We start from the raw sequence: 20,520 nt of genomic DNA on the forward strand, positions 1-20,520 counted from the left end.
ACGCCTTTCTTTAGGAAATACTATTTATGTTATCCGACAAACTCACCCCTTTTATTAATCGTTACAACGAATTGACCGAACTTCTGAGTTCTCCCGACATTGGTTCAGATATCAAACGGATGACCGACCTCTCCAAAGAGCAATCTGCACTTCAAGCCATTGTTACCAAAGCAACCGAGTACAAAAAACTTCTTGATGATATCGAAGAGAATAAAACTCTTATTTTTGACAATGAGCTCGGCGATTTGGCAAAAGAAGAACTCAAAGCGCTCGAACCCTTGGTTGAGCCGCTCGAAGAAGAGATCAAAAAACTCCTCATCCCTGCCGATCCAAACGATAAACGAAATATTTATATCGAACTACGTGCCGGAACCGGCGGTGACGAAGCGGCCATCTTCGTAGGAGACCTTTTTAACGCCTATGTCCGTTACGCTGATGTCAAAGGGTGGAAAATCGAGCTAATGAGTTCCAGTCCATCCGATGCCGGGGGTTACAAAGAGATCATTGCCCTCATCAAAGGAGAGCAGGTCTACTCACGGCTCAAATATGAAGCGGGAACCCACCGCGTACAGCGTGTCCCTGCAACTGAATCGCAAGGGCGGGTTCATACCTCGGCTATTACCGTCGCTGTTATGCCTGAAGTTGACGACGTTGAAGTCAATATCAATGAAAGCGATCTCAAAATCGACGTTATGCGCTCAAGCGGATGCGGCGGGCAAAGTGTCAATACGACCGACTCAGCCGTCCGTATTACCCATATTCCAAGCGGTATCGTCGTCAATAACCAGGATGAAAAATCACAGCACAAAAACAAAGAGAAAGCGATGAAAATCCTCAAAGCGCGTCTGTACGAGATGCAGATCCAAGAGGCAAAAGAGAAAGAGATGAATGAGCGTAAAGAGCAAGTGGGGACAGGGGATCGTTCCGGTCGTATCCGTACCTACAACTACCCTCAAAACCGTATTTCCGATCACCGTATCAATCTTACCCTCTACCGCCTCGATGAAATTATGCAGGGCGGATTGATGGATGATATCATCGAACCGTTGATTGCCGATACACAGGCAAAAATTATGGAGCGGGCGGGATTATAATTTCTGCTATCTACTTTTCTGTTTAGTCAGAAAAGTAGCAAAAGATCATACCATGATCCAAGAACGCTCGTTCCTCTCGGCACTGCTGCCTTCGGAACGGCTCTATGAATTGGATCATGGAAATTTTAATTTTTCCAAATGGTTTCAAAAACCCCTTTGACTTCCCCTTTAAAGGTAATCGTCCCCTCATCTAGCCCCAGATACAGCGTCTCTCCGCTTTTAGGATACACGCAGGCATTATCGGCAACCGATCCTTCGATAGAAGCCCTGTAAAAACACGCAGCCATCCCTGTTCCGCACGCTAACGTCTCATCTTCTACTCCGCGCTCATAGGTTCGGACACGGATTGCGCCATTGCTCTCTACATGGGCAATATTGACATTGGCATTGTATTTATAACGGAGTTCCCGAGCCATCGCAATGTCAAAATTAGCCATATCCGCATCAAAGGTCACAAGATGAGGAACACCCGTATCGATGAGCCACCATGTCATCTCATACTCTGAAATAGCATCATTGATAACCAGAGGAGGGGTCAAGTCGCTTTGGACCATATCTCCCTCGACCTGCGCTTTTATCACACCCGCGCCCGTTAAAAACTCCATTTTCTCACCGGCTAATCCAAAACGGTACGCATAATGAGCGCAGGCACGGCTCCCATTTCCGCACATCGAGGCGGTGGAACCGTCGGCATTGTAAAACTCCCATTCAAAATCATGGCTGTCATGGGGGAGAATAACAATCAATCCATCCGCTCCTATACCGTTTTGACGGTCACAAAGAGTACGGGCAAGTCCGGATCGATCCGCCCCATGGAAAGCATGAAAGATGACAAAATCGTTGCCGCTGGCGCAATATTTGGCAATTTGAAGCATGATAGCCCTTTATAATAATGGTGTAATTATACCTTAGGAGCCGGATAGAGCGTTTTAATCGTTTCAACAAATTGTTCGCACTCTTTTTGGAGGTGTTTGAGATTCGAGGAATTATCGATCACCCATGTCGCGCGGGATCGTTTTTCATCTATATCCATTTGACTCTCGATACGTCGCAGAGACTCTTCTTTTGAAAAACCGTTGCGCTTCATAAAACGCTCCAATTGCAGCTCTTTCGGGGTATACACCACAACGGAATGTTTAATCGGATACGACGATGTTTCAAAAAAGAGGGGGATATCGATCAGATAAGGATATTTGAGGCGATCTTGTTTTTCGCTTTCTTCTTCGATGGCGGCGCGGATTTTCGGGTGTAAAAAGCTTTCAAGCTCTTTTTTTGCTTCGGGATCGGCAAAAATCTTTTTCCCTAATTCTGCCCGATTTACTTTCGAACCTTTGACAAACTCTTCTCCGAAATGCTCAGCTACCCACGCACTGTTTTCATCCAAAATCCGGTGGCTAATCGTATCCGCATCGATAATGCGAAGACCATTCAGCCCCAGCAAGGATGCCACGGTGCTTTTGCCCGTTGCAATCCCTCCGGTCAGCGCAATAGCATATTCAAACGCCATAGTTATCTCGAATAGCGCGGTTTACTGCGCGTGGGCACTCCGCCAAGGAGAACTTAGCGTTAGCGTAGCTATCGGAACGAGTTTCGATAGCGTCATAATAAGAGTGATATTCAAACGCCATTAATTACGGATAATCCCGAGATAATTTTTACGGATATATTGAGGCATTGCAAACGCTGCGATATGAACATCGCAATTGTAGTATTGATGCCCCTCCAACAGATCACTGCGCTGTAGAATCAGATCCGCTGTCGGATGATACTCTTTGGAACAGAGCAATAGCGTAGAGCCGTCTTCAAGGTGATAGGGCATGATAATTTTGAAATAGTTCCCTAAAATCTGCATGAGGTTGATATTCCCCTCTACGTCATCAAGATCCGGATGGCGCATTACCGCAAGGGCATCCTCTTTTAGCACACGATTAAGATGAGCAAGTACCGCACTATCTGCATTCAGCGTATCAATCATTGCGACATCAATACTTTTATCTGCAGTGTCACGCAATGAACCGAGCAAATCATCACCGCTCACAACCTTAGGCTGGATAGCGCGGTAACGTCCGAGTTCTCCTTGAAGCAGATCACTGTTCTGACTCGCTACCAAAACCGTACTGGGATTTTTATGGGTACACATCGCAACATGGACCATCATTTCGGGGTAAATAAATGTTTTCATCAGGTTAGGGTTCTCTTCTTAGTCGGAATTTTTCAGCGATTGTAACACGCAGAGATTAAAAGGGTTTGAATATTCCATAGATATTTAGTGACTAAAGGTTAATCTGCCGTGTTTGGCTATAATTTTAGCCAATTATTGTCGATAAATCGAGGAGTCTCTATGTGTGCAGAAAGAATTCAGCGTTTTTTGATGGCCATCGTATTAACGATTGCAATGGTTTCCTTTGTGACGGGACACATGCAGTTGGCCGTAATCCTACAAACCTTGGTCATTGTAATGGTTGCCGCATGGGCGCTGAGTGATTTTTGCCCTTCATTATGGGTTTTCACAAAAGTTTTCGGCAAATGTCCCAAAAAAGATTAAACCTCTAAATTTCTCCTAACCACTCTTGCGTTATAATTACTTTATTATTAATTCACGCCCTCGGAAGTAATTCCTTAGGCTACGGTAACACTATGTTTCCTTCAGCAGGAGGCTCGTGTTTTATATTTAAAGTATGAGGAAACCCATGAGCCAAATCAGTTATAAAGATGCCGGTGTCGATATCGATGCGGGTAACAGTTTCGTCGAAAACATTAAACCACTCGTTAAATCGACTGCTATCCCCGGTGTTTTGGGTGGAATCGGCTCTTTTGCCGGTGCTTTTGAGCTCCCGAAAGGCTACCGTGAACCGGTGATGCTCGCGGCAACCGACGGTGTCGGAACCAAACTTAAGCTTGCCATCGATTCAGGTATCCACAATACCGTCGGAATTGATCTGGTCGCAATGTGTGTCAATGATTTGATCTGTAATTTCGGAACGCCTTCCTTTTTCCTCGATTATTATGCGACCGGAAAACTTGACGTTACCGCGGCTACGGCTGTTGTCAGCGGAATCGCAGAAGGGTGCCGTCAAGCCGAATGCGCCCTCATCGGCGGGGAAACGGCCGAGATGCCGGGAATGTATCACAGTGATGATTACGATTTGGCAGGATTTGCTGTCGGTATCGGTGAAAAAAGTGAACTCGACCGCAGTGATAAAGTCCAGGCAGGCGATATTTTGATCGCATTGCCGAGTTCAGGCTTGCACTCAAACGGTTTTTCATTGGCACGTAAAGTCTTATTTGAAAAAATGGGGATGAAATTCGACGATACTTTCGAAGGGAAACCGCTTATCGAAACACTCCTGACACCGACACGTATTTACGTTAAAACATTTAAAGCGCTCAAAGATAAAATTCAGGCTCTTGCCCATATCACCGGAGGCGGGATCGTCGAAAACTTCCCTCGTGTACTCCCGGAAGGTCTTCGTGCCGTTATCGATGAATCCTCAATCCGCGTTCTTCCGATTTTCGAACTCATCGGTCAACATGTAGAACGAAGTGAAATGTTCCGCGCCTTCAATATGGGTGTCGGAATGATTCTCGTCGTACGTGCGGAAAATGTTGATGCCGTATTGGCGGAAACGGACGGTTACGTTATCGGTCGCCTTGAAGAAGGAAAACGCGAAGCGGTACTCGTTTAAGCAAACTTCTCCCCACTCATCTTTATGCAAAAGATGAGTCCCCCCTCTTCTACTTCCAAGATATTTTTTTCTATTAACATTTCTTTTGTGTTTCTATATTACTATTCTATTATTATATGTGAAAAGGATATTTAAATGAAGGCTAAAACAATTGCAATCGCAGTAGTGGCCATTGCTGTCGGAATACAGTTTGTACCCTATGGAAAAGATCATACCAATCCACCCGTTATGAGCGAACCGCAATGGGATTCGCCTCGTACGCAAGAGCTTTTCAACCGGGCTTGTGCCGCCTGCCACTCCAATGAGACCAAATACCCTTGGTACAGCAATGTTGCCCCGGTATCATGGCTTTTGGCGCGGGATGTCGATGAAGGCCGTGAACATTTTAATGTTTCAATGTGGGGTATTCAAAAGAAAAATGAAGCTAAAGATGCCGCTAAAGAGGTTCGGGAAGGAAGTATGCCGCCATGGTTTTTTCTCCCAACGCATCCTGAAGCCAGACTCAGCAGTACCGAGAAACAAGAGCTAATCAGCGGTTTGGAAAAAACATTCGGAAAAGAAGAAGAGGAGGAGGGAGAGGAAAAATAATCGATTTTCCTCTGCTTTAGCGAAGAGGATCAATCCTCTTCATGTTTCTCTTTCTCTTTCTTTTTCTCTTCACTTTCTAATAGATCAGCACGCGGGAAAGTAAACGTCGACTGACGGGAAACCATCACTTTATCTTTTGCATCAACGGCATATGCATTGATGGTAATCGGAATGACGGTATCTTTACGATCATCATCCACAAGCATTTCATCCGTATATAAAACAACCACTTTTTTCTTAACGACACCCGGTTTGACTTTGAACGGTTTTTCCGGCTTGGCAATTTTAATTTTCCCCTCCATACCGGCTGGAGCGATAACATCAAAATAATAGTCATGGTCTTCATTCAATGTATTTTGTAACAAGAACGTATAGGCATTATCCACTTCTACTTTTCCGTCATCATGTTCATTGATTGAGTACAAGCGGTTCTCTTTGTTGATATTCAACAGCATATACTCTTTTTCGCTGCCCATCATTGCCAAAATAATACTGACAATAATCAAGATAGCCATATAGCCCAATATTTTTGGACGCAAATAATGGGTTTTCCCTTTCATAAACAGGGTCTCTTTTTCACTTGACCATTCGACAAGACTCGGTTTGCCAAGTTTACCCATAACTTCCGTACATGCGTCAACACATTCAAGACAGTTAATACACTCAAGCTGCAACCCTTTGCGGATATCAATATGGGTCGGACAGACGGTCACACAACTCTCACAGGTGGTACATTCCGCATTGCTATTGACGGCAAGCAGATCATTTTGTTTGGTAAACATTTTCTCTTTGTGCTCGTTGTAGATCTCTCCGCCGCGGTTTGGGTTATAGATTGCCATTACCGTATCATCATCATACAAAACGGATTGGATACGTGAGTAAGGACAGACATAGACACAAAAATTCTCTTGCAAGAAAATAACGTCATATACCAAAAAGAGAACAATTCCTAAAATGGATCCTAACAGCACCGTGTGTTCCATAGGGTTTTGGATATATACCATGAAATCTTCCGGCGGTACGAAATACCACATCAAGTCAGCCGCCGCAATAAATGCCAACCCCGTCCACAATAAAATTCCGACCAGGCGCTTAACCTTGTTTTCGAATTTTGAATAGTCCGGTTCCTGCTGTTTGTTTTTGATCCGTTTTCGAAGTCCCAAAAGTTTTGTTTCGATCAAGTCACGGTAAACAACACGGAAAATAGTCTGGGGGCAGATCCATCCGCAAAAAACACGTCCGCCCAATACCGTGATCCCGAAGATACCGATGAAAAGAATCATCAGCAAAAACGGCATCAAATAAAGTTCCTGCATATCAAACTGGATAAACATCAGATGGAGTTTCAGCTTATCAAAACTAAGCAGGAAGAGATGATTACCATCAACCGTTATCCATGGCAACACCAATGAAAAAACAGTAACCAGACCATAAAACCAATACCGCTTAATGCGCCAAGGGGTCCACCCAGACAAATACTCTTTTCCTTTGGGATCTACTGTTTCACTCATTCTACTTCCTTCGCGTTAAATTCAATATTGGGGCACCGGATTGTTCCGATCACCGTTGCTTCCGCATCAACATCATCTCCGATGCCGATTACACCATTAACCACCTCTTTAAGTTCACGTGATTCAATATAGTCTTTGAGAGAGCTTCGACTTACCCCAAGAACGCGTGCAATCTCACTGACACTCTTTCTTTTCTTCAATAAATCGATAATTTGTTCCAAATACATATCAAATTTTGATGATGATTTTGATCCTCTCGGGCGTCCGATCCCTTTTTTCCCGTCATCTTGCAAAACCTGTCGAAGTTGATCAATCAGACCCAAAACGACCATTGTATCACTTTTGCGATCGATAATTACACCCGGTTTCACAAAATGGATCGTGTTGTTGTTTTTAAGGAGACAGCTAAACATTTGGACAACATCTTCGATACAACTGCTCAAGGTCCATGTATCGTAAATAATCAAGGTATCGCCATCCAGTGAACGAAAAAACTCTACGACTTCCTGACGATCGGCGATCCGTTTATTCTGAGATGTTTGATCCACAAGCTCTTCGTTTATCACCATCTTTTTTTGATCGGCATAGCCGTTGATTAATTTAAGTTGCTCATAGACACCGTCAAAATCTTTATCGGGACGTATATAACTGACAGTCATTGTATGCTTAAATCCTTTCAAAAATCCAATTTAATCGTCATCTTATCAAAAAGTGACGAGTAAAGTCAATAGAAAAGATTATTTTTTCGTCATTATTTTTGGTCAATTATGACTACTTCGCATTGAAGCTCAATATCAAACTGCTTTTTCACCCGCGTTTGAGCTTCATGGATAAGCTCCAATGCCTCTTGATAGGTTCCTCCGCCATAATTGACGAGAAAATTAGCATGAACCTCACTAAAGGCCATCGCTCCGACACGCTTTCCTTTCAGCCCCACCGCTTCGATGAGCCGTCCGGCATAATCGCCCGGAGGATTTTTAAAGCAGCTCCCGGCACTCGGTTCATGCGGCTGATTGGAACGCATCTGTGCAAACATTTCTAACCGCTCCGACGAAAATCCCCGTTCAAGATCAAATGCCGCTTCGAATACCACCTCACTGATCGAAGTTTTTCGATATCCGTATTCGAGCTCTGCTTTGTTTTTCCAGCCGCTTGGGGTACGAATGGCGATAAGGTGATTAAAAATCTCATACTCTTTGAGTCCCGCATTCATCTTCAGCATCCCCCCCACGGTTCCCGGGAGCTTTGAGAGATATTCAAAATGGGCAATATCGTTCTTCTTGCAAAAAGAGACAACCCGGCCTCCCGGAGTCGCCGCACCGATAACAAGTCGATTGTCTTCAATCTTGATAAAATCATACTCTTTAGACAGGATCATCAATGGAGGAGGTACAGGGGAGACGAGGAGGTTATTGGCACTGCCGACGATAAAGTGCCCTTCGGGGACAAGATCGTTTTCAATCAGGGCAACATCAACTGCCGGCCCGATACGAATGGAACTGAACTTGGAAAAATCGATACGCTTGGTATTCATTGGGTAAAGGTAGGAATCATATTAAATATACGTATCGTAAAATCCTGCATCTCATTCATCATCCATGGCATCGTCAGAATAATGACGATAACGATACCGATAATTTTAGGGATAAAACTCAGCGTCATCTCATTGATCTGGGTAGTGGCTTGAAAAATACTGACCGCAAGACCCAAAAACATCCCGACAAGTAATGCCGGTAACGCTAAAACCAATGCGATTTTAAACGTTTCAATCCCCAATCCTATCAATTCTTCTTGCATCATAGTGAATTCCTAACGCCATCGGAACACATCCCGACGGCTGCGCTAACGCTTAGTTTCGCTCGGCACGAAGCCCGCGTGCAGTGAACCGCACTCATTTTAACTATTCCTCAATTCAGTATATTCAAGGGGGATCATAAAATCCTTCGGGTCAATGCGCTGTTCAAAAAATCCGTGTTCATAGCCTATCGAAAAAAGTTTTTCAATTGCTTGATATTGGGTATCGTTCAAAGAGATTGATTCGTCGTTCGCATACAATTCCAAATATTTTTCCAATGTTGCCGCATCAATGCGGACCAATGAACGCTCCATTAACATTTTGGAGAGGCGATCTTTGTGATCCCGTGCGATTTGGACGGCTTTGGTTAAAAGATTTTCATATTCAATTGCCGATGTGATAGGCAACGAGCGTCGAATGGCCATCCCCCCCAAAGGAAGAGGAAGTTCTCCGCCGGACAGCTCGCACCAAATGTCCCACATTTCACGTTCGACTTCTAATGATTCATCATATCCCAAGATACTTTCATGAATCAGTACACCGGCATCCACAACGCCGTCTAAAACTGCTTGTTCAATCTCTAAAAAGTTCATATAAACGATCTTAGCGTCCGGATAAGCCACTCGAAAAAGGAGGGCATTGGTTGTGAATTTGCCGCTGAGCGCAACCGTGAACCGTTTTTTAAGAAGCGTATCGCGCTTGCGGATTAATTTGGGACCGTACCCTTGCCCGAAACTTACCGCCGTCCGTAACAGAGCATAATCATTCCGGATATGGGGATAAAGTCCGAAACTGATGGCACTGATATCATAGGTCCCTTTCAGTGCTTCTACATTGAGCGTTTCAATATCCAATGCAATATTTTCGAACTGAACATTATTTTTTCCGACCCAACCAAATTTGATTGCGTAATACATAAAAATATCATCGGCATCCGGAGAGTGGGCAATCACCATTTTTTTCACTGAAAATCCTATTCAAAAGTACAAATCAATTAAATTTTAACCAAATAACGCTAAAATATCTCTATTCCATAATGCGAATTATTAATATTTCAATTTGACATATTTTTAGAATATATTTCAATTTGTCATATTATGACGCAATTTTAAAACACTTTAGTCTCAGGAGAGCACCGCATGATGGATCCAAATAAACTCAAATCGCTTGAACTCGCGATGAAACAAATCGACAAAACCTTTGGTAAAGGGACGTTGATGCGTTTGGGCGACAAAGAGATCGAACCGATTAATTCAATCAGCACCGGATCAATCGGGCTTGACTTAGCACTCGGAATCGGAGGAATACCCGAAGGTCGCGTGGTTGAAATCTATGGACCTGAGAGTTCTGGAAAAACGACTCTCAGTCTGCAAATTACCGCTGAATGTCAAAAAAAGGGCGGAATCTGTGCCTTTATCGATGCAGAACACGCACTCGACATCGGATACGCTAAAAACCTCGGAGTTGACGTCGAGAATCTTCTCGTTTCTCAGCCTGACTACGGTGAGCAGGCACTCGATATCGTCGAAACGATCGTACGAAGCGGTGCCGTTGATTTGATCGTCATTGACTCCGTTGCGGCACTTACGCCGAAAGTAGAGATCGAAGGTGAGATGAACGACCAGCAAGTCGGTGTTCAAGCGCGTCTGATGTCCAAAGCATTGCGTAAACTCACCGGTATCATGCACAAGATGAACTGTACCATTATCTTCATCAATCAAATCCGAATGAAAATCGGAACGATGGGATACGGTTCACCGGAGACGACAACCGGGGGGAATGCACTAAAATTCTATGCATCCGTCCGCATTGATGTCCGCAAAATCGCTACCCTTAAACAAGGTGAGAGCCAAATCGGAAACCGTGTCAAAGCTAAAGTCATTAAAAATAAAGTCGCTCCGCCGTTTCGTCAAGCGGAATTCGATATTATGTTCGGTGAGGGGATTTCCAAAGAGGGAGAACTTGTCGATTACGGTGTAAAGCTTGATATCATCGATAAAAGCGGAGCATGGTTCAGTTTTGAAGATACAAAACTCGGCCAAGGGCGTGAGAACGTAAAACAAAAATTTAAAGATGAGCCGGAATTGGCTCACAAAGTCGAAGAAAAAATTAAAGCAGCCATGGGCGTAACCGGTATTATGGTAATGGATGAATCTGAAATGAGTGAGGTAGATGAATGATTTTTATTGATGAAGTAAGTGCGATCGAAGTAATGGATTCCCGTGGAAATCCAACTGTAAAGGCAACCGTTCAATTGAGCGACGGGACACGTGAGAGTGCTATCGTCCCAAGTGGAGCAAGTACCGGTAAGCGTGAAGCATTGGAACTCCGTGACGGTGACGGACGCTATATGGGCAAAGGGGTGCTTAAAGCCGTAGAACATGTCAACTCTGACATTGCGGATGCGATCATGGGCCTTTCTCCGTTTAATCAGGCAATGGTTGATGCCGTAATGAAAGAGCTTGACGGAACTGAAAACTACGGAAACCTTGGGGCGAATGCTGTTTTAGGCGTATCTATGGCGGTAGCACGGGCTGCAGCGAAAAGCCTGAATATTCCGTTGTACCGCTATCTTGGCGGTGCGAATGCAATGGTTCTTCCCGTACCGATGCTCAACATCATCAATGGCGGAAGTCATGCGGATAACAGTGTCGATTTTCAAGAATACATGATTATGCCGATCGGATTTAGTGATTTCAGTGAGGGTCTGCGTGCTTCTGCAGAGGTTTATCACAACCTTAAAAAAATCCTCAAAGACCGCGGTGCCAATACAGCACTCGGCGACGAGGGGGGATTTGCTCCGGATTTAAGTTCTAATGAGGAACCGATCCAGGTTATCATGGAAGCTATTTCAAAGGCGGGTTACAAAGCGGGTGAACAAATCGCTATCGCCCTCGATGTCGCTGCATCGGAACTGGTGACAGAAGGGGGATACCGTCTTGATTCTGAAAACCGCACCGTTACTTCTGAAGAGCTTGTAGGTTACTATGAAGCATTGTGCGCCAAATATCCGATCGTATCGATTGAAGACGGCCTTAGCGAAGATGACTGGGCCGGATGGAAAATCCTTACGGAACGTTTAGGATCTAAAATCCAACTCGTCGGGGATGATTTATTTGTCACGAATGCAAATATCTTGGCTGAGGGGATCAGTAAGGGAATCGCAAACTCCATCCTAATCAAACCAAATCAAATCGGTTCCGTATCCGAAACGATGCTTACCGTCCGACTTGCTCAGCGCAATGGCTACAAATGCGTAATGAGCCACCGTTCCGGTGAGAGCGAAGATGCATTTATCGCCGATTTTGCAGTAGCCCTGAACTGCGGTGAGATCAAAACCGGTTCAACGGCACGCGGTGAGCGTACGGCAAAATACAACCGTCTCCTGGAAATCGAAACGGAAGTAATGTATGGCGAATATCTGGGGAGTTCCCTTTTTAACTGATGCAAAATGATGATCAACTGCTGCGTGAAGAGGAAGGGGAAAGCTTAAGCGAACGCTATTTCGGTCTTCCGACCCATAAATTTCTCCTTGCTGCAGGAGTTGTTCTTTTAGTGGGGGTCTATATGGGGTTCATCTTTTTCGGTGACAACTCATTAAGTGTCCTTCTTGATCTTGAAGAGCATCAAGATTATCTAAGCGAAGACATTGAGCGCTTAAAAGTTGAAAATGCTGCTTTACAGAAGCAGTATTTTGAGCTTAAAGAGCTTGATGCTGATTCACAGTAATGACGGGAGATTTATGAAATTTTCACTTTTAGTCTCACTTATACTACTCTCGCCTCTTGTTGCTCGTGAGAATCCTTTTTTTACCCCTGCTGATTCTAAAGCCAATAAAGTAACCTCCAACATACCCGATACCAAACCGCCGCTAGGGACAGTGAACTATACCCTTCCGGATCAAGCCCGTATTTTAAAAGAAGTTACGTTTACCATACAAAATCTTGACGGAAGTATCGAAACCCGAAAAATGGAGATTGATCACAGTATTGACTGGCATCGCCCGATCAGTATAAGCCAGGGATCCAATGCCTCTTCCGCGCAGCCAGCTGCCGCGAATAGTGCCTCTTCCGCCGATTTTGGGTTTATCCGCTTTAATACCAAAGGAAAACATCTGACCATCAAAACAGCTGACCCGCTTGTCCGTCATTTTGTTCTCAGTGATCCGAGCCGTATCGTCCTTGATTTCAAACGAAATGTCACTTTTAAAGAAGAAGAAAAAATACTCAATGCTGCACCTTATCTAAAAGTGACACTGGGGAATCATGCCAAATTTATCCGTGCAACGATTACGTTGGATGGACGTTACCGCTATTCTTTAAATAAAACAGGCGATTTAATCAGTATTACGTGTAAATAAAAAAAGAAGAATTAAAGGGAAAGATTCTCTCCGAGTGGAGAGAAAGAGGAATTATTTTACGGCAGCCAATGCAGCGTCGTAGTTTGGTTCTTCTGTGATTTCAGGAACGATCTCTTTGTAAGTTACGATACCTTCTTCATTTACAGCGAAGATTGCGCGGCATGTTACACCAGCAAGAACTGAACCGCCAAGCAATACACCATAAGCGTTTGCGAAATCTTTGTTACGGAAATCCGAACATACTGTCAATTTGTCAATCCCTTCTGCTTGGCAGAAACGTCCTGCAGCAAATGGCAAGTCCAAAGATACGATAGTTGCTTTAACACCTTCGATTGAAGAAGCTTTTGCATTGAAGTTACGTGTTTCTGTCGCACATACACCAGTGTCAAGAGAAGGAACAACGATGATAAGTTGTTTTACGCCTTGAGCTCCACCGACGACTACGTCGCCCAATCCAGCTGAATTAACAACCGTTACTTCAGGCGCTTTATCTCCAACATTTACTTCATTTCCTAGAAGTTCTACGTCTGTACCTTTGAATTTTGTAGTTGCCATGTTGGCTCCTTGTTTTTGTTTTATTGATGTGAGAAGTATATTTTAAATCGGATAATTTAACTCTGAATTATAGAAGAGATATTTGCTTTTAAGCTATTTCACAGTTTACAACGGGGATTGATAGAAATATTCTGATAATCACTTAATTCATTCAGCGCATACGCTTCAATCGATGCACGGCCGATCATTGCCGCATTATCGGAACAATATTCGAGCGGAGAAAGATACAACTCTGCCTTAAACGGTTGCAGCAGCTCAAGAACACGTCCGCGTAAATAGAGGTTTGCACTTGCACCGCCGACAATAGCAAAGCGTTTAGGGGGATGTGATTTGAAATATTTTTTCAATTTCTGCAGCAAGTGTTCCGTCGCCGTGCGCTGAAAGGATACGGCGATATCAGGATAAGCAGATGCATCATTCGCTTCAACCGCAAGACGTACCTGATTTTTAAGCCCTGAATAACTGAATGCGATCAAAGGAGACTGCCATAAAGGAACCGTAAAAGAAAATCGGCTTGCATCACCATCTACGGCAAGCTTTTCGATCAGCGGTCCTCCGGGATAGCCCAGATTCATCATTTTGGCTACTTTGTCGAAACTTTCCCCATAGCTGTCATCCATGGTCGTTGCCACCGTATGCATTACATTATAGGATTCCACTTCAATCAATTGTGTATGTCCGCCGGAAACCAGCAAAACCGTTAAAGGCAGAAGGGCCTCTTTCTCTATGAAGAGAGAGTAAATATGCCCTTTGAGATGGTTGACGGGGATCACGGGGATATTCAGCGCGATACTTAATGCTTTGGCCATTACGACCCCTTCGATGAGGGTCACACCGAGTCCCGGTTCATTGGTAACGGCAATCGCTTTCAGTTTCGAAAACCAACCTTCACACTCAGCCAATATCGCCGGCAAGGCCTGTGCATGCAAACGGCTCGCAAGCTCCGGAACGACACCGCCGTATTGCGAATGCTCCAATTCCTGAGAGATCTTTTTATGGTAGATAAGCTTTTTAGTCGCTATTTCCGTAATAGCGATAGAACTGTCATCGCAAGAACTTTCGATACTCAAGATCATGAGAGGACCCACTCTCTAACCCATTGCCATTCGCCAAATCCCGAAGCGGTATTGATATGCCCGCCGTTATGAATGATTTTCATCTCTACCCCAAGGGCTTTTTGAAGCGAATGCGCTTCATCCGGTGTCATATACGGGTCGTTATCCGAAGTGACCAGCAGCGCTTCCTCCGCAAACAGCGAAGAGGGAACATCCAGAGGAAAAAATGTTTTCAAGGTCTCCAGTTCACAATGTAAGCTTGGTGGAGCTACCAAAAGGAGCCGTTTTACAGGGGTGATTTCCCCCTCATGACATAAATGGAACCAGAGGATATTTGCAAGCGAATGGCAGATGACGACATCCGGCTGAAAATCGTTCAAAAGGGCTTTAGCCTGCTTCATCCACCGATTTTTGCTCGGGAAGTGCGGATTATCCAAAAGGGGGAAACTGACCGTGCCGTAATCTTTGGCAATTTCTCCTGCGAGCCATGCCTGCCAATGAGGGTCATCGCTTCCCCCCCATCCGTGCAGTATTAAGACCTTTAACATGAAAGCCCTCGTACATAGCGGCGGACTTCATCATCGATAACGAAAATCTCTTCGATAGAGTCAGGTGTCAGATGAAAGTTTTCATACGCGTTCAAAATCATCGTCGAGATATCGATAAAGCGGATCTCTCCGCGGACGAAACGTTCAATTGCCGCTTCATTCGCCGCATTGACAATGACGCCGCGTGCAGGGTTACGAAGCAAATCATCTTTGATTGCCCAGATCGGATAACGCTCCGCTTCGATAGGACGAAATTCGAGGGCTCCGACGCGCGTCAAATCGATCCGATCCACAATCGGAGTATCCACTTTCCCCATCAAGGCGTATGCAATGGGAAGGCGCATATCCGCATGGGCGAAATGGGCGGTCGTCGAACCATCCGTATAATCAATCATCGCATGGATCAATGATTGTGTCTCGATCAGCGCATCGTATTGCCCCTCGCCGAAAAGCCAGCGCGCTTCTAGCAATTCAAAGAGTTTATTCACCATGGAAGCACTGTCAATGGTTATTTTTTGCCCCATCGACCAGTTTGGGTGTTTTAATGCATCTTCGAGTGTCGCTGTGGATAATTTCTCCAACGGCCAATCACGGAATGCTCCTCCGCTGGCGGTGATCATCATCCGTTCAACAGGGCGTCCCCCCTGATGGAGATACCATAATCCAAAATGTTCACTGTCGATCGGAATAATTCCCGACGTATCCAAGAAAGCCCCTCCGACAACCAGTGATTCTTTGTTGGCAAGGGCTACTTTTTTACCGCATTCCAAGGCTTTAAGGGTGGGGCGGAATCCGACAAAACCGACCAGGGCATTAATGACATGGTTGGAATCCGATTCTTCGATAGCACTCAGAATCGCTTCTTCACCCGAGTACACATTGCTATGCTGGACTAAAGAGCGGTCTTCCTCACGCATAACGACAACGCGCTTCGGATGATGCAATTTGATTTGTTCATTCAGGAGAGTTATGTTGCGTCCGGCAACGAGGGTGTCTACAGAGAGATGAAACTGTTTAGCGATATTGAGCGCATTGACTCCGATCGAACCGGTAGAGCCCAGTAGGATCAAACAAGACCCCGAAGAAGAACGAGCATGATAATCGATGCAAATAAATATCCGTCGATGCGGTCAAGCACTCCGCCATGCCCCGGTAAGATTGAACCGCTGTCTTTGACTCCGGCTTGGCGCTTGAGATAGCTCTCAAACAAATCGCCGAATACCGCCCCTATAGCCGCCGCCATAGAGATAATAATCGCCTGAGCGATATCGACGATCGTGATCCCGATAAAAAATCCGGCACCGGTGGCAACAGCGATACCGCCATACACACCTTCGCGGGTTTTACTCGGGCTGGAGATGCTAAAAGGAGTTTTACCGATGCTCCGTCCTACCACATAGGCACCGACATCTGCCGATGCAACGACGACAAGAAGCCACAAGAGCGAAACAATCCCGTATTCTTGGTACATGCTGAGCGTAAAAAGCATACCGGCGGTCGGATAGATGAAAGGGAGAAAGTTTTTAGGAGAAATATTTTGGGTGTATGCTACCGCTGCGGCAAATATAAGCCCTGCAATCACAACCAAATCTTCCCCATACGGATACAGCGCAGCGGCAAGCCACAAAATCGCCGCATAGGCATACAAAGAGTTGTTCTGTATTCCAAAGAGACGGGTCGCTTCATGGAAAGCGAGGAGATAAATGATCCCCATCACCGACCACATTAGCCAAAAGTTGTTGATGAGTCCGACAATGAGAACGCCGACAACAAGAAAGATTGCCGTTACAACACGTTCTTGTATTGAATTTTTTGCAGTTTGCATAGTTTGGTTAGCCAATAGTATTAAAATTTAGAAATTATAGCACTTTTCTTGTATTTTAAGGTCTATGAAATTGGCATCCTAGGCTGTTCTGAGCCTTTATTAATCTTTTAAATGAAACTCGTAGCAATACTTTTATACTTTAATATCTAAAAGATGAAACGGCTTGAGCGGTTTTTTACTTTCCTCCCGCTTCTCATCATGCTGAGGACGTCTTTCTTCTTGTTCAGCCTGTTCTTTGGTATGTTCGCGATCAGGGTCTACTCCGTGAATCTCTTCCGTAGGACGCACCTCTTCGATCTCTTTTTTTTCTGCTTGGGCTGCTGTCGCCGCTGCCAATGTCTGAAGTTCAAAGCGATTCAAGACAGCATTCTTCTCACTTGCTACACTTGCCATCTGCTGATTCGTGTAAATGGCACTGCCGATTGGACCGATATCTGCCATGAGAACTCCTTTTATCCTTTGTCTATATTGATCGTATTGTATTTCGTATAGAGAACATTGGCCCCCTCTACGATTTTCACTTCTCGTCGTGGAGTATAATCGACCAAATAGCGTCCTTTTTCAAATACGGAAAAATCAACACAAAGTTTTGCCGCCGCTTCGATCACCCGCGTAGGAAGCTGCTGCTTATCCGTCGTAATGATGACATGTGCCGAAGGACGGTCTTTGAGATGCATCCAGATATTGCCGGCTTTAGCATTTTTAAGGAGTTCAATGTTCCCTTTTTCACTTTTTCCGAGAGAAACCTTTATCCCCTCTATCCAAAATTCGGCAATCAAATCGGATGTTTTGAGTTTTGACCCCCCGGTTTTAGTCGGGAACAGCAATGCTATCTGCTCAGGAGTAGGTGCTTCTTCAACGGTTTGGATAAAGAGTTCGTAATGTCGGATTTTGGCTTCGAGATTGCTCCGTTCTTGGTGCAATCCGATCGCTTTTTGTTTCGCTTTTTTGGAGCGTTTAAAAAAACTGTCGGCAGTTCTTGCAGCCGTGTTGCATCCCGAGGGAAGTTCTAAACGTATCACAGTTCCGTCAAAATCATGCAGTTCCGCTACTTTTTCATAGGGCTTTATCGACTCAAGATTCGCTAAAATCAAATGCCCGGCATGCTGCGCCTGCTCAGCTTCCTCCAACAGTACCGATTCTTTCTGAAGTCCGTCCAAATGCTTTTGCAGCGTTGCCAAACGCTTGCGTAAAAGAGCTTTTTTCTCTCGTTTCAGATGCTCTAGCTTATCGGCATTGCGCTGGTTGAAGGTATCGAGTAAAAACTGACGGACATCTTCAATCGGATAATCTTTAGGCTCATAGGGAGGCTTGGGCATTTCACCCAATTTTTGTCCGACACGCACGCTGCGCGTCGAAACATCCTCATCGATGTGGCGCAAGGCTTCCAGCACAACTTCATCTTTATCCAGGATAATAACGTTCGTATGTTTTCCGGTAAATTCCAACTGTAAAATAGTCGTTTCGGACTTGTATGATCCGCTTGTACTGACCGTAATACGGATGATTTTATCATGGTTATACAGTTCGACCGATTGTACAGTCGATCGATTAAACCGCTTGGCCAGTAAAATATCAAAAGGCGCTTGATAGATTTTCCCGCGATTGCCGGCTTCCCCGATGCTGATTGTCGAATTTCCCCGCTGCATCTCAAAATTCCAACTGTTTTCCTGATCAAAAACCAATTGTAGAGATGTATCGTTGACTCGGAAAGCTGCCACGATGTGCTTAAACTGCTTCATATACTCAACAATTTGTTTAAGATAAGAAAATCTCATAATTTTACCTTGCCTTTAGAAAAAGAAAATTACAATAGTGTCACATTTGAAACACAGGTCGCATTCATGAATCTATTTAATACGATAAAAGCTAAGTTTATCGTCAATCTGGTGGCTGCCGTAGGCGCCATCCTTATAAGTGTCATTGTAGCATACTTCATTGCCGTCGGATCGATCAAGGATATTATGATCGGTGATCTTAATACCGTTGCGGATGCTTTGGACAAAAATGTCAACTATATTGCCGCTCTTCAGCCGAAAGGGTACGAAGATGCTGGATTTAAAGAAGAAATCAAAAAAATCAAGATTGGGAAAAGCGGTTACGTCTATTTCATCAATTCCGATGGGGTCATGACGATTCACCCTAAACCCGAAGACGAAGGGGTCAATAAATCGGGACACGATTACATTGACCATATCCGAAGCGACAAAGCGGGCGGCATTTATGAATATGTCTCTTCTACAACAGGCCAAGACAAAATAGCGGCTTACCGCTATGTTCCGGCATGGGACATGTGGGTCATTCCGGGGATCAATAAAGCCGATTATTTTGATGAGCTCAGATCAAGCTTTTTTAAATGGTTTTTACTGCTCGGCAGTGTCCTCACCGCTCTTTTGGTTGCCATCAACTATTTCTCCGGCAGAAGCATCCTCCGTCCGATCGAAGAGCTTGATCATGTCTCTTCCGATTTGGCACACGGAAACGGCGATCTTACCAAACGGCTCCCTATCTTGAACAAAAATGATGAAATCGGGATTGCCAGCCATTATTTGAACCAATTTATCGCAAAAATTCAAAGTACGATCAATGACACCAAACAAATCACCGCTTCAGCAGTAGGCTCTACCTCAACCCTCAACTCTGCCGCGACCAATCTCTCGGTACAATCGGAAAAAACCAATTCCATCGCCCAAAACACGAATGCAACTGCCGCAGAAATCGGGGCCACTTTAGAACAAAGTGTTAATATGGCTAAAAAGACTCTCGAAAACAGCCGTTCTACCGAAAAAGAACTGGGGCATGTTCGGGAAATCGCCAATGCCATCACCCGCGAAGTCCACAGCACCACTCAAATGGGTAACGAACTCAGCGAACGTTTTACACAGCTCTCCTCCGATGCGGCCAGTGTCAGCGGTGTTCTCAGCATTATCTCCGATATTGCCGATCAGACCAATCTCTTGGCGCTTAATGCAGCCATCGAAGCCGCACGTGCCGGTGAGCACGGCCGCGGATTTGCCGTTGTTGCCGATGAAGTACGCAAACTTGCGGAACGAACCCAAAAAAGTCTGACTGAAATCAACTCAACGATTTCCATCGTTATTCAGTCGATCTCCGATTCTTCCGATATGATGAACAGCAACAGCGAAAATATCGAACGTCTCGCTGAGCGAAGCGAAGAGATCGATGTCAAAATCGACGCAGCGTCAAACGCGCTCCGTGCCAATGTGGATGCAAGCCACCAAAGCGTCCAAGAAGCCGAAAATATGGCTCTAAAAATCAATGAAATCATCAGCAAAGTTTCTGAGATGTCAGGACTTTCCCAAAGCAACCAAGAAGAGATTACCCAAATTTCTAAAATTGCGGCCGAACTCTACAATGCGGCAGCCAGCCTGAATACCCAGTTAGGGCAGTTTAAATCCTAAGAACCGCCTCTGCACCTTTTGCGCTATAATTCGCTAAAAGGGCAAAGGGGAAGATCATAATGCATGCACCGAAGGGATTTG

General features: G+C 44.8%; 24 protein-coding genes. 9 read left to right on the plus strand and 15 right to left on the minus strand.

Annotation, left to right across the window (positions count from 1 at the left end):
* Positions 1–26: 26 nt before the first annotated feature.
* On the plus strand, positions 27–1,094 hold the full coding sequence (prfA, locus tag WAO38_RS08215; RefSeq protein ID WP_422236086.1) for a peptide chain release factor 1: 1,068 nt from the start codon (positions 27–29) through the stop codon (positions 1,092–1,094).
* A 125-nt stretch (positions 1,095–1,219) separates the two neighbouring features.
* Here prfA and dapF read toward each other — a convergent pair whose 3' ends face one another.
* From dapF to WAO38_RS08230, 3 genes are all read right to left on the minus strand, one after another.
* Positions 1,220–1,969 carry a diaminopimelate epimerase gene (gene dapF / locus WAO38_RS08220; RefSeq protein WP_422236088.1) on the minus strand — a complete coding sequence of 250 codons (750 nt, stop codon included), beginning with the start codon at positions 1,967–1,969 and terminating at the stop codon, positions 1,220–1,222.
* Between the two features lie 26 nt (positions 1,970–1,995).
* Positions 1,996–2,601, minus strand: coding sequence for a dephospho-CoA kinase (gene coaE, locus WAO38_RS08225; RefSeq protein WP_422236089.1), 606 nt, complete (start codon positions 2,599–2,601; stop codon positions 1,996–1,998).
* 120 nt (positions 2,602–2,721) lie between these two features.
* Positions 2,722–3,276 (minus strand): spermidine synthase, encoded by a 555-nt coding sequence (locus tag WAO38_RS08230; protein ID WP_422236091.1) that lies wholly within the window; start codon positions 3,274–3,276, stop codon positions 2,722–2,724.
* A 159-nt stretch (positions 3,277–3,435) separates the two neighbouring features.
* On the opposite strand from WAO38_RS08230, the gene WAO38_RS08235 reads away from it, so the two are divergent.
* The 3 genes from WAO38_RS08235 (at position 3,436) to WAO38_RS08245 (ending at position 5,368) form a co-directional block, all read left to right on the plus strand.
* A complete protein-coding gene (locus tag WAO38_RS08235; protein ID WP_422236093.1) occupies positions 3,436–3,639 on the plus strand; it encodes a phosphoribosylaminoimidazole synthetase in 204 nt (67 codons plus the stop codon).
* Positions 3,640–3,784: 145 nt separating this feature from the next.
* Positions 3,785–4,780 (plus strand): phosphoribosylformylglycinamidine cyclo-ligase, encoded by a 996-nt coding sequence (purM, locus tag WAO38_RS08240; protein ID WP_422236095.1) that lies wholly within the window; start codon positions 3,785–3,787, stop codon positions 4,778–4,780.
* 135 nt (positions 4,781–4,915) lie between these two features.
* Complete coding sequence (locus WAO38_RS08245) at positions 4,916–5,368, plus strand: heme-binding domain-containing protein (protein ID WP_422236096.1); 453 nt, start codon at positions 4,916–4,918, stop codon at positions 5,366–5,368.
* Positions 5,369–5,397: 29 nt separating this feature from the next.
* Here the strand turns inward: WAO38_RS08245 and ccoG are convergent, their stop codons facing one another.
* The 5 genes from ccoG to WAO38_RS08270 all read right to left on the minus strand — a co-directional run bounded on the left by ccoG (position 5,398) and on the right by WAO38_RS08270 (position 9,630).
* Positions 5,398–6,879 (minus strand): cytochrome c oxidase accessory protein CcoG, encoded by a 1,482-nt coding sequence (gene ccoG / locus WAO38_RS08250; protein WP_422236098.1) that lies wholly within the window; start codon positions 6,877–6,879, stop codon positions 5,398–5,400.
* The gene (locus WAO38_RS08255) at positions 6,876–7,538 is read right to left on the minus strand and encodes a hypothetical protein (protein WP_422236100.1); all 663 of its coding nucleotides are present in this window, start codon (positions 7,536–7,538) and stop codon (positions 6,876–6,878) included. Before WAO38_RS08255 ends, ccoG begins: the two co-directional genes overlap by 4 nt.
* 92 nt (positions 7,539–7,630) lie before the next feature.
* Complete coding sequence (locus tag WAO38_RS08260) at positions 7,631–8,413, minus strand: UDP-N-acetylmuramate dehydrogenase (protein ID WP_422236102.1); 783 nt, start codon at positions 8,411–8,413, stop codon at positions 7,631–7,633.
* Entirely contained in the window at positions 8,410–8,676 is a 267-nt protein-coding gene (gene fliQ / locus WAO38_RS08265; RefSeq protein ID WP_422236175.1) for a flagellar biosynthesis protein FliQ, read from the minus strand. The genes WAO38_RS08260 and fliQ overlap by 4 nt, the downstream gene beginning before the upstream one ends.
* A 99-nt stretch (positions 8,677–8,775) precedes the next feature.
* Positions 8,776–9,630 (minus strand): menaquinone biosynthesis family protein, encoded by an 855-nt coding sequence (locus WAO38_RS08270; RefSeq protein ID WP_422236177.1) that lies wholly within the window; start codon positions 9,628–9,630, stop codon positions 8,776–8,778.
* Between the two features lie 186 nt (positions 9,631–9,816).
* On the opposite strand from WAO38_RS08270, the gene recA reads away from it, so the two are divergent.
* Genes recA through WAO38_RS08290 form a run of 4 tightly spaced genes read left to right on the plus strand, consistent with a single transcriptional unit; the run spans position 9,817 to position 13,034 of the window.
* On the plus strand, positions 9,817–10,854 hold the full coding sequence (gene recA / locus WAO38_RS08275; protein WP_422236178.1) for a recombinase RecA: 1,038 nt from the start codon (positions 9,817–9,819) through the stop codon (positions 10,852–10,854).
* Complete coding sequence (eno, locus tag WAO38_RS08280; protein ID WP_422236104.1) at positions 10,851–12,119, plus strand: phosphopyruvate hydratase; 1,269 nt, start codon at positions 10,851–10,853, stop codon at positions 12,117–12,119. The genes recA and eno overlap by 4 nt, the downstream gene beginning before the upstream one ends.
* Complete coding sequence (locus WAO38_RS08285) at positions 12,119–12,403, plus strand: hypothetical protein (RefSeq protein WP_422236106.1); 285 nt, start codon at positions 12,119–12,121, stop codon at positions 12,401–12,403. The genes eno and WAO38_RS08285 overlap by 1 nt, the downstream gene beginning before the upstream one ends.
* A 13-nt stretch (positions 12,404–12,416) precedes the next feature.
* Positions 12,417–13,034, plus strand: a complete 618-nt coding sequence (locus WAO38_RS08290) for an AMIN domain-containing protein (protein WP_422236108.1) — start codon at positions 12,417–12,419, stop codon at positions 13,032–13,034.
* Between the two features lie 51 nt (positions 13,035–13,085).
* On the opposite strand, the gene tpx is transcribed toward WAO38_RS08290, so the two are convergent.
* From tpx to WAO38_RS08325, 7 genes are all read right to left on the minus strand, one after another.
* The gene (tpx, locus tag WAO38_RS08295; protein ID WP_299997513.1) at positions 13,086–13,589 is read right to left on the minus strand and encodes a thiol peroxidase; all 504 of its coding nucleotides are present in this window, start codon (positions 13,587–13,589) and stop codon (positions 13,086–13,088) included.
* A 98-nt stretch (positions 13,590–13,687) separates the two neighbouring features.
* On the minus strand, positions 13,688–14,665 hold the full coding sequence (gene tsaD, locus WAO38_RS08300) for a tRNA (adenosine(37)-N6)-threonylcarbamoyltransferase complex transferase subunit TsaD (RefSeq protein WP_422236180.1): 978 nt from the start codon (positions 14,663–14,665) through the stop codon (positions 13,688–13,690).
* On the minus strand, positions 14,662–15,192 hold the full coding sequence (locus tag WAO38_RS08305; RefSeq protein ID WP_422236110.1) for an RBBP9/YdeN family alpha/beta hydrolase: 531 nt from the start codon (positions 15,190–15,192) through the stop codon (positions 14,662–14,664). Before WAO38_RS08305 ends, tsaD begins: the two co-directional genes overlap by 4 nt.
* A complete protein-coding gene (dxr, locus tag WAO38_RS08310; protein WP_422236112.1) occupies positions 15,186–16,262 on the minus strand; it encodes a 1-deoxy-D-xylulose-5-phosphate reductoisomerase in 1,077 nt (358 codons plus the stop codon). Before dxr ends, WAO38_RS08305 begins: the two co-directional genes overlap by 7 nt.
* Positions 16,259–17,017 carry a phosphatidate cytidylyltransferase gene (locus tag WAO38_RS08315; protein ID WP_422236114.1) on the minus strand — a complete coding sequence of 253 codons (759 nt, stop codon included), beginning with the start codon at positions 17,015–17,017 and terminating at the stop codon, positions 16,259–16,261. Before WAO38_RS08315 ends, dxr begins: the two co-directional genes overlap by 4 nt.
* A 132-nt stretch (positions 17,018–17,149) precedes the next feature.
* Positions 17,150–17,458 (minus strand): hypothetical protein, encoded by a 309-nt coding sequence (locus WAO38_RS08320; RefSeq protein WP_422236116.1) that lies wholly within the window; start codon positions 17,456–17,458, stop codon positions 17,150–17,152.
* A gap of 11 nt (positions 17,459–17,469) precedes the next feature.
* Positions 17,470–18,795: an NFACT family protein gene (locus WAO38_RS08325; RefSeq protein ID WP_422236118.1), complete on the minus strand. Its 1,326-nt coding sequence runs from the start codon at positions 18,793–18,795 to the stop codon at positions 17,470–17,472.
* Between the two features lie 66 nt (positions 18,796–18,861).
* Here WAO38_RS08325 and WAO38_RS08330 point away from each other — a divergent pair, with 66 nt between their 5' ends.
* Entirely contained in the window at positions 18,862–20,439 is a 1,578-nt protein-coding gene (locus WAO38_RS08330; RefSeq protein WP_422236120.1) for a methyl-accepting chemotaxis protein, read from the plus strand.
* Positions 20,440–20,520: the final 81 nt, after the last annotated feature.

The sequence above is a fragment of the Sulfuricurvum sp. genome, from assembly GCF_049277495.1.
Taxonomy (GTDB): domain Bacteria; phylum Campylobacterota; class Campylobacteria; order Campylobacterales; family Sulfurimonadaceae; genus Sulfuricurvum.

What these genes read in the sequence shown, in the direction of transcription:
- prfA (WP_422236086.1), top strand. Translation starts at nt 27, where the DNA reads ATGTTATCCGACAAACTCACCCCTTTTATTAATCGTTACAACGAATTG.
- dapF (WP_422236088.1), bottom strand. Translation starts at nt 1,969, where the DNA reads ATGCTTCAAATTGCCAAATATTGCGCCAGCGGCAACGATTTTGTCATC.
- coaE (WP_422236089.1), bottom strand. Translation starts at nt 2,601, where the DNA reads ATGGCGTTTGAATATGCTATTGCGCTGACCGGAGGGATTGCAACGGGC.
- WAO38_RS08230 (WP_422236091.1), bottom strand. Translation starts at nt 3,276, where the DNA reads ATGAAAACATTTATTTACCCCGAAATGATGGTCCATGTTGCGATGTGT.
- WAO38_RS08235 (WP_422236093.1), top strand. Translation starts at nt 3,436, where the DNA reads ATGTGTGCAGAAAGAATTCAGCGTTTTTTGATGGCCATCGTATTAACG.
- purM (WP_422236095.1), top strand. Translation starts at nt 3,785, where the DNA reads ATGAGCCAAATCAGTTATAAAGATGCCGGTGTCGATATCGATGCGGGT.
- WAO38_RS08245 (WP_422236096.1), top strand. Translation starts at nt 4,916, where the DNA reads ATGAAGGCTAAAACAATTGCAATCGCAGTAGTGGCCATTGCTGTCGGA.
- ccoG (WP_422236098.1), bottom strand. Translation starts at nt 6,879, where the DNA reads ATGAGTGAAACAGTAGATCCCAAAGGAAAAGAGTATTTGTCTGGGTGG.
- WAO38_RS08255 (WP_422236100.1), bottom strand. Translation starts at nt 7,538, where the DNA reads ATGACTGTCAGTTATATACGTCCCGATAAAGATTTTGACGGTGTCTAT.
- WAO38_RS08260 (WP_422236102.1), bottom strand. Translation starts at nt 8,413, where the DNA reads ATGAATACCAAGCGTATCGATTTTTCCAAGTTCAGTTCCATTCGTATC.
- fliQ (WP_422236175.1), bottom strand. Translation starts at nt 8,676, where the DNA reads ATGCAAGAAGAATTGATAGGATTGGGGATTGAAACGTTTAAAATCGCA.
- WAO38_RS08270 (WP_422236177.1), bottom strand. Translation starts at nt 9,630, where the DNA reads ATGGTGATTGCCCACTCTCCGGATGCCGATGATATTTTTATGTATTAC.
- recA (WP_422236178.1), top strand. Translation starts at nt 9,817, where the DNA reads ATGGATCCAAATAAACTCAAATCGCTTGAACTCGCGATGAAACAAATC.
- eno (WP_422236104.1), top strand. Translation starts at nt 10,851, where the DNA reads ATGATTTTTATTGATGAAGTAAGTGCGATCGAAGTAATGGATTCCCGT.
- WAO38_RS08285 (WP_422236106.1), top strand. Translation starts at nt 12,119, where the DNA reads ATGCAAAATGATGATCAACTGCTGCGTGAAGAGGAAGGGGAAAGCTTA.
- WAO38_RS08290 (WP_422236108.1), top strand. Translation starts at nt 12,417, where the DNA reads ATGAAATTTTCACTTTTAGTCTCACTTATACTACTCTCGCCTCTTGTT.
- tpx (WP_299997513.1), bottom strand. Translation starts at nt 13,589, where the DNA reads ATGGCAACTACAAAATTCAAAGGTACAGACGTAGAACTTCTAGGAAAT.
- tsaD (WP_422236180.1), bottom strand. Translation starts at nt 14,665, where the DNA reads ATGATCTTGAGTATCGAAAGTTCTTGCGATGACAGTTCTATCGCTATT.
- WAO38_RS08305 (WP_422236110.1), bottom strand. Translation starts at nt 15,192, where the DNA reads ATGTTAAAGGTCTTAATACTGCACGGATGGGGGGGAAGCGATGACCCT.
- WAO38_RS08315 (WP_422236114.1), bottom strand. Translation starts at nt 17,017, where the DNA reads ATGCAAACTGCAAAAAATTCAATACAAGAACGTGTTGTAACGGCAATC.
- WAO38_RS08320 (WP_422236116.1), bottom strand. Translation starts at nt 17,458, where the DNA reads ATGGCAGATATCGGTCCAATCGGCAGTGCCATTTACACGAATCAGCAG.
- WAO38_RS08325 (WP_422236118.1), bottom strand. Translation starts at nt 18,795, where the DNA reads ATGAGATTTTCTTATCTTAAACAAATTGTTGAGTATATGAAGCAGTTT.
- WAO38_RS08330 (WP_422236120.1), top strand. Translation starts at nt 18,862, where the DNA reads ATGAATCTATTTAATACGATAAAAGCTAAGTTTATCGTCAATCTGGTG.